The sequence below is a fragment of the Caulobacter sp. ErkDOM-E genome, assembly GCF_048541895.1.
GTDB lineage: Bacteria > Pseudomonadota > Alphaproteobacteria > Caulobacterales > Caulobacteraceae > Caulobacter.
Window position 1 is genome coordinate 1,193,556 of record NZ_CP183331.1, and the last position, 11,948, is coordinate 1,205,503.

The following is an 11,948-nucleotide window of genomic DNA, read 5'->3' on the forward strand; positions in this document are numbered from 1 at the left end:
GAACGGGCCTGATCTTGCTTCTCCAGCGCTTTCCTGGCCGGGCGCCGAAACGCCCGGCCAGGTCAGGTCTTAGTAGCGCAGACGGGCGTTCAGGAAGAACGTCCGGCCCAGCACGTCGTAGGTGGCCGGATAGCCACTGTTCGAAGGCGAGGCGTTGCCGCCCAGGATCGGATAGGCTTCCTGGGTCAGGTTCTTGACGCCGCCGGTGAAGGCGACGTTGTCGCTGACTTCCCAGTCGGCCGACAGATCCCAGTAGTTCTTCGCGCCGATACGCTCGACCGTGTACTTGGTGGCCGGAGCGTCGTCGTTCACGTCGTCCAGGTGGTTCCACACCAGGTTCAGGCCGAACTGGTTCATCTTCCAGTTCGCAGCCGTCCGCAGCTTGTGGCGCGGGGTCGGATTGCCGCAACGCGTGCCGAACTTGTCGGCGCACTTGATCGGCGTCGAGATCTCGTCCGGCGTCGTCGTCGATTCCCAGGTGTTGGTGTAGAGCGAGCGGATCGACAGCGAACCCCAATCCGGCAGACCGAGGTCTTCCAGGGTGGTGCGGTAGGTGATGCCGACGTCAAAGCCCTCGGTCTTCACCGTCGCGACGTTTTGAGCCGTCAGCGAGATATAGTCGATCGAGCCGTTGGGAAGGCGGTTGATAGCCTGGCAATAGGGCGAGCTCGGGTTGCCGTTAACGAGCGTGCCGTAGCAGACGTTCATGACGTTCGAAGCGCTGCCGCCGAAGTTGGCGATGGCGTCCGTGATCTCGATCGAGAAGTAGTCACCCGTGATCGAGAAGTTCGGCAGCCACGACGGGGTGTAGGCGAAACCGTAGGTGATGGTCTTGCCTTCTTCCGGACGCAGGTTCGGGTTGCCGCCCGACAGGGTCTGGGTCTGCTGGTTGGCGTTGATCACGCCCACTGCGCTGGCCGAGACACCCGAGTTGATACAGGCCTGACGCGTGGCGGCGTTCGGCGCGGCGCGGGCCGAGCAGTTGTCCGTCGAGGTCGGGAAGCCGTTGCTTTGCGGAGCGTACAGTTCGCCGACCGACGGAGCGCGGATCGCCTTGTTGTACGATGCGCGAAGCATCAGGTCGTCGAAGGGCTTCCAGGTGCCGGCCACCTTGTAGGTTTCAACCGGGTCCGACTGGGTGGTGTAGTCCGACACGCGGCCGGCCAGTTCCAGGTCCAGCGACTTGACGAAGGGCAGGTCCTTCAGGATCGGCACCAGCACTTCGGCATAGGCTTCATAGACGTCGAAGCGACCGGCGACGGCCGGGCTGGCGTTGAAGCCCGTCAGGTTACCCGTGGCCAGATCCTGGCTGGGGTTGAAGGCGAAATCCTCAGCGCGATATTCACCGCCGACGGCGAAGCCGATCGGGCCGGCCGGCAGCGAGAACATGTTGGCCGTATCACCGTTGAAGGTGAAGCCGGCGTACAGTTGCTCGTAATCCTGCGACGAGTTGATGCGGGTCTTGATGAAGTTGGCGGCAGCCGCCGACATGTTGCCCTGGCCGAAGATATTGACCGGAACGCAGCCGCCCGACGGATCGGCGCAGGCGGTGCCGGCGGCGTTCAGCAGCAGGCCCTGCTGGATGCGGACCAGGCTGGTGTCACCCAGCAGAGTGTTGCTGCCGTGCGAGTTGCCATACTGGAAGTAGCTGTCGAAGCCGCCATTGATGGCTTCGATATCGCCCTTCAGACCCAGCTGGATCTGGAAGCCGGTGAAGTTGAAGGCCGCGACGCGCGGGCCAACGTCGCTGAGACGCTTGTTGAACGAGCCGGTGACGGTGTCGAACAGGCCGTCGCCGTCGGTGTCGATGTCCGTATAGGTGCCGGTGGCCCAAGGGCTGCTGGCCGGAATGCTGTAGGCGGTCGACGAACCGATGCTGTTCAGGGCGGTCTTGGCGGCCGCGGTCAGGAAGGGATTGTTGTCGAGGCTGAAGCGGAAGATCCGGTTGCCGACCGGCGTCGGGGCCAGCTGGGTGACGACCTTCGAATTGACGAAGTTGCCCTTGGCATAGGCGGTCAGGCCCGGCTTGATCTCATAGCTGGCCAGCGAGGTGACCGAGAAACGCTCTTGCGGGGTCTGGACGTAGTTGACCGGGGCGAAGTTGTAGGTGTCGTTCGTCGCATTGTAGAGGCGCACGCCGCCGTCGGGCAGGAAGAAGGCCGAATTGGCGGCGAGGTTGGCGACGCCCGGCAGGGTGATGAACTTGGTGGCGACGAACGGGTCGACGCGGCCCGGCTCCATGGAGCCAGAACCCGACGGCACCAGGCCGGTACGCGTGGCGTTGTCGCCCCAGGCGCTGCCAAGCATGCCGCCACGTTCGCCCTGAGTCAGGGCTTCGCGCTTGTTGTAGCCAAGGCTCAGGACGACATTGCCCTTGCGATCGGCAAAGTTGGCGCCGAAGGTCACGTCGCCCGAATAGATCGGGGCTTCGCCGTCATCGGTGGCCTGATAGCCGGCCGAGACTTCCATGCCTTCGAAGTCGTTCTTCAGGATGAAGTTGACGACGCCGGCCACGGCGTCCGAGCCGTAAACGGCCGAACCGCCGCCCGACACCACTTCGATGCGCTTGATCAGCGCCGGCGGGATCAGGTTGAGGTCGACGCTGCCGGCCTGGGTGGTCGGGGTCTGGCGCTTGCCATCCACCAGCACCAGGGTGCGGTTGGAGCCGAGGCCGCGCAGGTTGACCGTGGCGGTGCCGTTGCTGCCGTTGTTCACCGTCGAGGTGATGCCGGGGACGGCTTGCGGCAGGGTGTTGAGCAGGTTCTCGGTGTTGACGACGCCCGATTGCTCGAGCTCCTTCTCGCCGACCGTGGCGACGGGGCTGGACGAAACCAGGTCAGGACGCGCAATGCGCGAACCGGTGACGACGATTTCTTCGACCTGCACGGCTTCCGCAGCAGCGGGCGCGGTCTGGGCAAAAGCAGGCATGGCGATGGCCATGGGCGCAATCGCGCCGCACAGCACGGTGGTCGCCAGCAGGCGTTTCCGGGTGGACAAAGCGTTAAACATCAAACCTCCACATATTTTTAATTGCGCCGTCTCGGTTTGATCCAAGTCATGACGCCCCCAACCGCACCGCTGCCGGCGCGAGTTAAGGCAGGAGAGTGACGGTTGGCGAACTTCGGTCAATCTTTCACGATATGGCGCGGCAACAATTAGTCGGCTGTGTAGCAAAAGTGACGCATGCGATTGCTGCTATTGGGCATCCTGCTCGAATTTCTGCCTAAACCATGATGAAATGGGGAATAGTATACTTGTTGCTATTCACAATATTGCGAGTTGGAAATGCTGAAAAAGTGTCAATATTCCGACACATTCGCCGCAATTTGACAGGCTTTTTTGATCGGCGACGTGGGCGGTTCTAGAGCACTCACGGTTTTTGCGTTAAGGTTTGGCAACGTTTGCTGATGGAGAAACTCGGCCAACTTTGAGTGAGGGTCCGATCGAGCGCGTGGGATGGGGCAGTTCTATCGATTGCTACGATTGTTCGATCAAACTTTTTGATCATCCTGCCGGGCTATCGCGGGTTGAACCGCCGAATGACGATCTGTTACGAAATGGCTCCGAAGGCCCATTCCGGCGCTGGAGATCTGCTTTGCGCCGCTGCGTTCCATGACGAATCCTTCTGTGATCCGGATCAATCCAGCGCTCGATCCCGCGCCGTTCGCCGCTGTCTATCAACGGGACGGCGTCGTCCAGATCCCGGTCTTTCTGGATCCTGTCGACGCAGAAGCCACCGCCGGGATCATGGCCGGTCTGACCTGGAATGTGGTGGCGCCCGACGAGACGTCCGAAACCCTGGTGATCAGTCCCCAGGTCATCCAGAAGTTCGGCGAGGCCCAGGTTCGACAGTTCCTGCAAGGCGCTCTGAAGCGCGCCTCCAGGGGGTTCTCCTTCATTCACCTGTCCTATGCCTTGCAGGACGAGTACGCCCGCGACCCGACCGCGCCCATTCATCGGGCCACCGAGTTCCTGCAGAGCCGGGCCTTTCTGGATTTCGGCCAGGCCGTGATCGGCGGCGACCCGGTTGGGGGCGTCCGCGCCCAGGCCTCCAACTATCGGCCGGGTGATTTCCTGACCCTGCATGACGACAGCCATCAGCGCGACGATCGTCTGGCCGCCTTTACTCTGGGATTCACACGTGACTGGAGACCGGACTGGGGCGGGCAGTTGCTGTTCCACGACGCTGACGGTCAGATCGAGCGGGGCTTCACGCCGGGCTTCAACGTCCTCACTCTGTTTCGTGTGCCCCGCGTCCATTCGGTGGCGCCGGTGGCGTCCTATGCCGCCGCCAAGCGTCTGTCCCTGACCGGCTGGTTGGTGCGGGAGCCGACGAAGACGACCTGAAACGCCAGCGCCCTTTCGCCGGGCGTTCTATCGACACTTTCAATGCCGTAGTTCGAATCGTGGGATCGCATGAAACTCTGGATCAAGCTTGTCGCTGTGGCGGCCCTGGCCGTTCCGCTCGTCGCGACCGCCGCCGATGCGCCCAAATCTGCCACCCCAGCGGTGCTCAAGGCCCTCTTTGACTGCCGCGCCATCACCACCGACGCCGAGCGACTGGCCTGCTACGACGCTGCCGTCGGTCAGGTGAACAAGGCTGAGAAGACCGGCGAGGTGATCATCGTCGATCGTCAGGAGGCCCGCGCCGCGCGCCGCCAGGCCTTTGGCCTGGAGCTCTCAGCCCTGGCCATCCTCGACCGAAGCGAAGAGAAGACCGAGGTCGACCGGGTAATGGGCGAAGTCGCCAGTGCGCGCCGGGGCGGTGACGGCCGCTGGACGGTTGTGCTGGCCGACGGCGCCGTGTGGAAGCAGGTCGACGACCAGTCCTTGACCAAGGATCCGAAGAAGGGCTCCAAGGTCGAGATCCGCAAGGCGTCGGTCGGCAGCTATTTCATGAATGTCGATGGTCAGCGCGCGATGCGGGCGCGTCGGGCCGACACCCAATAGGCGCCGCGCCTCTATCCAGGGCGAGCGCGCGCGGCGAGTGTCTAAAATCGGCGGACCCACTGGCGTTTGACCAAAGCCGATGAGAGGGTCGCGCCCGCCGGAAGTGGCGCGGGACTCGCTCGCGCGACCGGTCAGTTCATTTGGGGGCGTCTTACATGTTCGGATCCGTCAGCCGCGCCGCGCTCGCGGCGGCCTTGCTTCTGTCCGCTGCGACGCCGGTCCTGGCCGCGCCCAAGGACAAGCCGCCCGCTTCCGACGCCGCCCTGGCGGGAACCACGCGCCAGGATGGCCTGCTGCCGGTTCACATCGATAAGGCCAAGGGCCGCATCCTGCTGTCCCTGCCCAAGGCCGACGCCGATGGCGTCAGCGGTCGGTTCCTCTATGTGGCGGCGCTGAAGACCGGTCTTGGCTCGGCCCCGGTGGGCCTGGACCGCGCCGCTCTGGGGGACACCCAGGTCCTGGTGTTCCGTCGCATCGGCAAGAAGGTCATCGCCGAGTACGAGAACCCCAAGTTTACCGCCGCCGGCGCGCCTGCCGCCGAACAGATTGCGGCCCGCGAGTCCTTCGCCGTCTCGACGGTCTGGGCCGGAGACGTGGTCAGCGAGACGCCGGACGGCCGGATCCTCGTGGATATCTCCAGCTTTCTGACCCGCGACGTGATCGGCGCCGCCGACGTCCTGAAGCAGGCCGGGGAGAATGGCTTCAAGCTGGTCTCCGACCTGTCGATCGCCGACCCTTCGGCCGTGAAGGTGTTCCCTGAGAACATCGAGTTCGAGGCTCGCCAGACCTTTGCTTCCGACACGCCCGGTCCCGAGACGCGCAACATCGCTCCCGACGCCAAGCAGATCACCCTGATCGTCCGCCACTCGCTGGTGAAGCTGCCAGCGCCGGGCTTTGTGCCGCGCGCCTTTGATCCACGCACGGGCACCTGGGGCGTCGTCGGCCTGGACTATGCCGTGCCGCTGGGCGACGACATCGTCGGTCGCTGGGCGCGCCGGTTCCGTCTGGAAAAGACCGACCCAACGGCGGCGGTCTCGACCGTCAAGAAGCCGATCATTTTCTATGTCGACCGCGCCGCGCCCGAGCCGATCCGCACCGCCCTGGTCGAGGGCGCGGCCTGGTGGGCCAAGGCGTTCGAGGCGGCGGGCTTCAAGGACGCCTATCGCGTCGAGGTCCTGCCCGAGGGCGTCGATCCGCTGGACGTGCGCTACAGCGTCATCAACTGGGTCGACCGGGCCACCCGGGGTTGGTCAATGGGCCAGTCGGTATCCGATCCGCGCACCGGGGAGATCCTCAAGGGCTCGGTGATCCTGGGCGCGCTGCGGGTGCGCCAGGATATGCTGATCTTTGAAGGCCTGGTCGGCGCCGACCAGAACGGCAAGGGGGGAGCCAACGATCCGATCCAGGTCTCGCTGGCCCGGCTGCGACAGTTGTCGGCCCACGAGGTCGGCCATTCGATCGGATTCGCGCACAATTTCGCCGCCTCGACCCAGGATCGGGCCTCGGTGATGGATTATCCCGCCCCGCGCGTGAAGGTCACGGACGGCAAAATCGACCTGTCCGACGCCTATGGCGTCGGCGTCGGCGCGTGGGACATGTTCACGGTCGACTGGCTGTATGGCGAGGCGCCGAAGCAGGCTCTGACGGCCAAGGCGGCGGCCACAAAGCTCCGCTACATCACTGACAGCGACGCGCGCGGCCCCAATTCCGGGCAGCCGTGGGGCGCGCTGTGGGATGATGGCGCGGACTCGGTCGCCGAGCTTTGGCGGATGATCGCCGTGCGGCGGGTGGCGATCGACCAGTTTGGTCTGGGCGCTCTGAAGACCGGCGAAACGGTCGAGACCCTCAAGCGCAAGTACGTGCCGATCTATCTGCTGCATCGCTACCAGGTCGAGGCCACGGTCAAGCAGGTGGCGGGCGTCGAGTTTAGCTATGCCGTCAAGGGCGACGCGGGCCAGATCGCGCCGCTGGTGGCGCCCGAGAAGCAGCGCGCGGCCCTGGCCGCCTTGATGGCGACCCTGGCGCCGGCCGAGCTGGACACGCCCGAAAAGCTGCTCCCGCTGCTGTCGGGCGGGCAATCGGGCGAGACCGACCGCCAGCATGTCATCGAGGTGTTCGCCGGTATGGGCGGCCCGGTGTTCGACCCGCTGGTGGCCGCTGATGTGGCGGCTGGCGTGACGCTTGACCCGCTGCTCGCGCCCGACCGCCTGGCGCGCCTGGTCGACCAGCATCGCCGCGATCCCGCCCAGCCCGGCGTTGGCGAGGTCGTCGACACGTTGTTGACGACGGTCTTTGCACCGGCCTCGGGGCGTCAGGCCGAGGTCGCCCGGCGGGTACGGTGGCGCACGGTGCTGAATCTGGCCGCTGCGGCGCGTGACGTAAAACGCTCGCCCCAGGCCGCCTCAGAGATCGATCAAAAGCTTGTTGATCTGGCCGCCCGGCTTAAGGCCACGCCGGGCAGTGATGCCTCCGACCGCGCCCTGAACCTGCGTCTGGTGGCCCTGCTGAAGGACGACGACGAACTGACACGGGTGCTGGGCGAAACCAAGCTGAAGCCCGAAACGCCGCCCGGGATGCCGATCGGCGACATGGACCCTGGCATAGACTAGGCGGGCTCTGCCGGCGCGCCCCGCTGCAGAACACTGGGCGTGCCGACATAAAGCAAAACCGCCTCGCGGTCAGTGCGGTTCTCCACCGTGTGAGGCGCGCGGGCGTCGAAGTGCATGCTGTCGCCGGCCCTGAGTACGGTGTGGATGTCGCCCGCCCGGGCATAGAGCTCGCCCTCCAGAACATAGCGGAAGTGCTCGCCATTGCGGGTGTCGACCGGAAAGCAGTGGCCGGGCGGAATGCGCATCAGAACCGCGTCCAGCTTGCGATCTGGGAGGGCTGAGGAGAGGTCGAAATAGGCCACAGGCGAGTCCACGGCGATTTCGGCCGGCTCGTCGGCGCGCCGCACCATGTCCTGGGCCTGCGGGATTTCCATGAAATAGGAGACCTCGACCTGGAGGCCCTTGGCCAAGCCGAGCATCGACATCAGCGACGGCGTGGTCAGGTCGCGCTCGGCCTGTGACAGGAAGGGCTTGGACAGGCCCGATCGATCGGCCAGTTCCTGCAGGGTCAAGCCCAACGCCTTGCGACGCGACTTGATCCGCGCGCCGATCGGCTGGCGGCGCTTCTTCTGGGGTTGAGTTTTTCCTTCGAGAATCATGAGGCTATGTTCTCAGTTTGAGCGGGCGCCGCGCCAGTTGATTTCGCGTAACCTTCGCCGATCCGCGGACATGCCAGCGGTCGACCGAAAATAAAGGGTTTGAGCTTAACCCTGAGGGTCAGACGAGATCGGCCTTCGCCGCTCGGGAGATTCCGGACCTGTGGCCCTGAAGCCCGCGAAAAACCCCGAGCGCATTCGCGTCAATCAGCGTGAGGCCCATCTGATGGTCGCCGCACATGAGTGGTTCGTTGCGCGAAAGCCGGGCGGTCGGCGACTGGTGCTGCGCTTCGCGATTATGGAGGACGTTGATCTCTCGGGGCGTGATCTGGCCGACGCGGATCTGACCGGCAGCACCCTGATTCGCTGCAAGTTCGATCGAGCGCGGCTGGCTCGGGCCTGCCTGTTCGGCGCGGATCTGCAAGCCAGCAGCTTTGTCGGCGCTTCGCTGGTGCAGGCCGACATGCGAGGGGCGCGCCTGAAGGGCGCCAATCTTTCGCACGCCAACATGACCCAGGCCGATCTGCGGGCGGGCCGGATCGCCATCTCCGATGAGGACACCAAGTTCGCCCTCATTCGCCACAAGGTCTCGGCCGGTCAGCTGGACGGGGCCAATGTCTCGGGGGCTGTGCTCGACCGCTCCCGCCTGGACGACGTATCCGCAGCGGCGGCGGACTTTTCGGAATGCTCGATGCGTGGCGCGAAACTTGTCGGCGCCAATCTCAAGAACGCCAGCCTGCGCGGGGCGGTGATCGATGATGTCGACGTGCGCGGCGCCAATCTGGAAAGCGCCGACTTTACCGATGCGGTCCTGACACGCGTGGATCTGGCCCAGGCCCGGACGATGGGCGCGGTCATGGACCGCTGCCTGTGCGACCCGGGGGCGGAGGCCGCCGCACGCGCCGCCCTCATTTTCGTCAAGCTGGCGGCGCACCGCGAGTGGGTGACCAGCGGCGGCAAGTCAGGCGAACCCGCCGTGCTGGACGGCGAGGACCTGCGACCCATCGCAGACATGGCGGGCGCCTTCCTGACGGCGGTCAGCGCCAAAAATGCGTGTCTGGCCGGAATGGATTTGCGCCGGATTTCGTTGCAGGGGGCGCTGCTGGACGGCGCCGATCTGCGAGGCGCCATCCTGCGCGAAGCCGACCTGCGCGGCGCCAGTCTTCTGGGCGCGAACCTCAAACAGGCCAATCTGCGCGGGGCGCTGCTAAGCGCTCTGCCCTTCAAGGTCGATCGCGAAAAGCCTACCCAACTGGCCAAGGCCAGTTTGCGCTATGCCGATCTTCGCGACGCCGATCTGGGCGATACGGATCTGTCCGACACAGACCTGCATGGCGCCCGGCGTTCGGCAGCCCAGGTTGCGACAGCCCATGCGGACGACGACGGCGCCTTCGTGCTGGACTTGTAGTCAGACGCCGCGTCGCCACGCCTGACGCAAGGCAGCCCGATGGTCGGGCGCAGCGATCTCGATCAAGGCCATGGCGCGCGCCTCGCCCTGCAGCGCTCGCAGATCGACCGCGCCATGTTCGGTCACCACGATCCCGACCTCGGAGGCGGGCAGGGTCGGCGGAACATCCAGGCGTGGAACGATCCGACTGATCGCGCCGCGTTTGGCCGTAGAGCCCAGGGCGATGATCGGCAGCCCGCCGGCTGATCGACGCGCGCCGCCGATGAAATCGGGCAGGCCGCCGGGACCCGAGATCGCTTCGCCATCCACCCATTCGGCGTTCACCTGTCCCAGCAGATCGACCTCGATGGCTGAATTGACGGCGACGAAGGTCGGGATCCGGGCGAGGCGGGCGACGTCATGCGTCTCCAGGGCCGGGGCCATGACGACGCCCGGGAGATCAGCGGCCTCGGCGTAGAAGGCGCGCGATCCCAGCAGGCTACCCGTCGTCACCTGTGCGAAGACGCCCTGGCGGATCAGCCCGGCGACCGGATCGCAGATCATGCCGCTGTGCAGCGCCAGGCCCTCCTTGCCGGTGAGCCCCACCCAAAGCGCGTCGCCCAGTCGGCCGATGCCGGCTTGCAGGGTCGCGCCGTTGGGGATCAGCGCGACGACATGCTCAATGATCAGCGTCTCGACGGTCCCCGGCGCTCGGACGGCATATTCCACCAGCGGGGTGTCGAGTTCGATGAGCTCGTCGAAGACGCTGACGGGTACGGTCGGCGATCCTGGCAGCCGGGGCAGGGACGGGTTGATCACTCCGATCCTGATCGCGCATCGCTCCAGAGCCGTCGGGGGGAAATCGATGGTTGGGCCGAACGAGCAGAGGCCATTGGCGTCTGGCGGCGTGACCATGAAGAGCCCCGCCGCATAGCGCGCCGCCGCCACTCGCCGGGCGAAGCCGTGGTAGGTCGTCGGCAGGCGCTCGAACCGTCCTGCCGCCAGGATCGGCCGCCAGGCGGGCGACATGAAGGGGCCGGCCATGCGGGCGTCTGGTCCCAGGCTGCTCCAGTCGAACGTGTTGACGCCCGGGATGAAGCCGCCCTCGAACGTCGCGGACAGCAGGGGCTCCAGCTGTCGCGACAGCGGCGCGGCGGCGAAGGGTTCGGCTGCCGAGGCGCTGACAAAGACGCGGGTCATGCTGGGGTTCCGCTGGCCGCTGACGGGTCGTGAGCGGGACGATAAAGCCCAGCTTAGCGGCCCGACCATAGAGGCTGCAACGCGATCCAGCCCAGACTTCATCGACGGGTTGGTTCCGCGCCTCTGACAGGCATGGGAGAAAAACTCCGTTGAGCCTGAAAACCCCACGCATAGGGTAGGGCCATCAAGGTTGCTCGCGCGGACGGGCAGCGCCCAATGGGAGGACGCCATGAACGCTCACGCGCCTATCGCCGCCGTCGATACCCCAGACTATGCGGGTCTGACCGTCACCCCCGTCAGCACCGTGCTGGGCGCCGAGATTTCCGGACTGGATCTGCGTGAACCGCTGACGCCCGAGGTCGTGGCGGCGATCCGGACTGCCCTGCTGCGCCACAAGGTGGTGTTCTTCCGCGACCAGGATATCAGCCACGCCGACCATGTCCGGTTCGGCCGCTATTTCGGCGATTTGGAGGGCCATCCGGTCACCAGCCACGTGCCGGGCTTTCCCGAAATCCTGCACATCGAGGCCGCCGACGGCATGAAGCTGCGCGAGGAGATCGTGCCGCTGGTTCGCGTGGCCAACAAGTGGCACACCGACGTCACCTTCCGCGCGGCGCCCTCGATGGGCGGGGTGCTGCGGATGCGCGACATGCCACCTCTGGGCGGTGATACCCTGTTTGCCGATACGGCCGCCATCTACCGCGACCTGCCCCAGGCCCTGAAGGACAAGCTGGCTGACCTGACCGCCGAGCACGACATCATCCAGAGCTATGGCTATCGCGTCGATCAGGCCAAGCGCGACGAGTTGCGCGCTGCCTATCCGCTGATGGTTCACCCCGTGATCCGCACCCATCCGGAGACGGGCGACAAGCATCTGTTCGTCAACAAGGTCTTCACGACCCGCATCCTCGGCCTACCCGAGGACGAGGCCAGGACTCTGCTGGCCGAGTTGCTGGATCGTGTGAAGACGCCGGAATATCAGGTGCGCTTCCGCTGGACGCCGAACGCGATCGTCTTCTGGGACAACCGCGCCACCCAGCACTACGCCATCCTCGACTACTGGCCGCAGGAGCGGATCGTCGAGCGCGTGACCATCGTCGGCGACGCGCCGTACTAGAGCATTTTCCGACGAAGTGGACGCCGGTTCGTCGTCAGAAAATGCGTCAAACAAAAGACTAGAACATTTTCCGATCCAGTCGGATCAGG

Annotated in this window: 8 protein-coding genes; 5 read left to right on the top strand and 3 right to left on the bottom strand. The window is 65.4% G+C overall.

All coding sequences use genetic code 11. The features are described from left to right. Positions 1 to 69: 69 nt before the first annotated feature. Complete coding sequence (locus tag ACN2C7_RS05870; RefSeq protein ID WP_419320444.1) at positions 70 to 3,009, bottom strand: TonB-dependent receptor domain-containing protein; 2,940 nt, start codon at positions 3,007 to 3,009, stop codon at positions 70 to 72. 603 nt (positions 3,010 to 3,612) lie between these two features. On the opposite strand from ACN2C7_RS05870, the gene ACN2C7_RS05875 reads away from it, so the two are divergent. From ACN2C7_RS05875 to ACN2C7_RS05885, 3 genes are all read left to right on the top strand, one after another. Then, on the top strand, positions 3,613 to 4,347 hold the full coding sequence (locus ACN2C7_RS05875) for a 2OG-Fe(II) oxygenase family protein (protein ID WP_419320445.1): 735 nt from the start codon (positions 3,613 to 3,615) through the stop codon (positions 4,345 to 4,347). 69 nt (positions 4,348 to 4,416) lie between these two features. After that, positions 4,417 to 4,950 carry a hypothetical protein gene (locus tag ACN2C7_RS05880; RefSeq protein ID WP_419320447.1) on the top strand — a complete coding sequence of 178 codons (534 nt, stop codon included), beginning with the start codon at positions 4,417 to 4,419 and terminating at the stop codon, positions 4,948 to 4,950. Positions 4,951 to 5,105: 155 nt separating this feature from the next. Continuing rightward, entirely contained in the window at positions 5,106 to 7,559 is a 2,454-nt protein-coding gene (locus ACN2C7_RS05885; RefSeq protein WP_419320448.1) for a zinc-dependent metalloprotease, read from the top strand. Here the strand turns inward: ACN2C7_RS05885 and ACN2C7_RS05890 are convergent. Next, positions 7,556 to 8,158, bottom strand: coding sequence for a helix-turn-helix domain-containing protein (locus ACN2C7_RS05890; protein ID WP_419320450.1), 603 nt, complete (start codon positions 8,156 to 8,158; stop codon positions 7,556 to 7,558). The genes ACN2C7_RS05885 and ACN2C7_RS05890 overlap by 4 nt on opposite strands. Before the next feature lie 160 nt (positions 8,159 to 8,318). Between ACN2C7_RS05890 and ACN2C7_RS05895 the strand changes: the two genes are divergently transcribed. Then, positions 8,319 to 9,563: a pentapeptide repeat-containing protein gene (locus ACN2C7_RS05895; protein WP_419320451.1), complete on the top strand. Its 1,245-nt coding sequence runs from the start codon at positions 8,319 to 8,321 to the stop codon at positions 9,561 to 9,563. Here ACN2C7_RS05895 and ACN2C7_RS05900 read toward each other — a convergent pair whose 3' ends face one another. Further along, positions 9,564 to 10,742: an acetyl-CoA hydrolase/transferase family protein gene (locus ACN2C7_RS05900; RefSeq protein WP_419320453.1), complete on the bottom strand. Its 1,179-nt coding sequence runs from the start codon at positions 10,740 to 10,742 to the stop codon at positions 9,564 to 9,566. It abuts the gene before it with no gap. Between the two features lie 229 nt (positions 10,743 to 10,971). On the opposite strand from ACN2C7_RS05900, the gene ACN2C7_RS05905 reads away from it, so the two are divergent. Further along, a complete protein-coding gene (locus tag ACN2C7_RS05905; RefSeq protein ID WP_419320455.1) occupies positions 10,972 to 11,859 on the top strand; it encodes a TauD/TfdA dioxygenase family protein in 888 nt (295 codons plus the stop codon). Positions 11,860 to 11,948 lie beyond the last annotated feature (89 nt).

What these genes read in the sequence shown, in the direction of transcription:
- ACN2C7_RS05870 (WP_419320444.1), bottom strand. Translation starts at nt 3,009, where the DNA reads ATGTTTAACGCTTTGTCCACCCGGAAACGCCTGCTGGCGACCACCGTG.
- ACN2C7_RS05875 (WP_419320445.1), top strand. Translation starts at nt 3,613, where the DNA reads ATGACGAATCCTTCTGTGATCCGGATCAATCCAGCGCTCGATCCCGCG.
- ACN2C7_RS05880 (WP_419320447.1), top strand. Translation starts at nt 4,417, where the DNA reads ATGAAACTCTGGATCAAGCTTGTCGCTGTGGCGGCCCTGGCCGTTCCG.
- ACN2C7_RS05885 (WP_419320448.1), top strand. Translation starts at nt 5,106, where the DNA reads ATGTTCGGATCCGTCAGCCGCGCCGCGCTCGCGGCGGCCTTGCTTCTG.
- ACN2C7_RS05890 (WP_419320450.1), bottom strand. Translation starts at nt 8,158, where the DNA reads ATGATTCTCGAAGGAAAAACTCAACCCCAGAAGAAGCGCCGCCAGCCG.
- ACN2C7_RS05900 (WP_419320453.1), bottom strand. Translation starts at nt 10,742, where the DNA reads ATGACCCGCGTCTTTGTCAGCGCCTCGGCAGCCGAACCCTTCGCCGCC.
- ACN2C7_RS05905 (WP_419320455.1), top strand. Translation starts at nt 10,972, where the DNA reads ATGAACGCTCACGCGCCTATCGCCGCCGTCGATACCCCAGACTATGCG.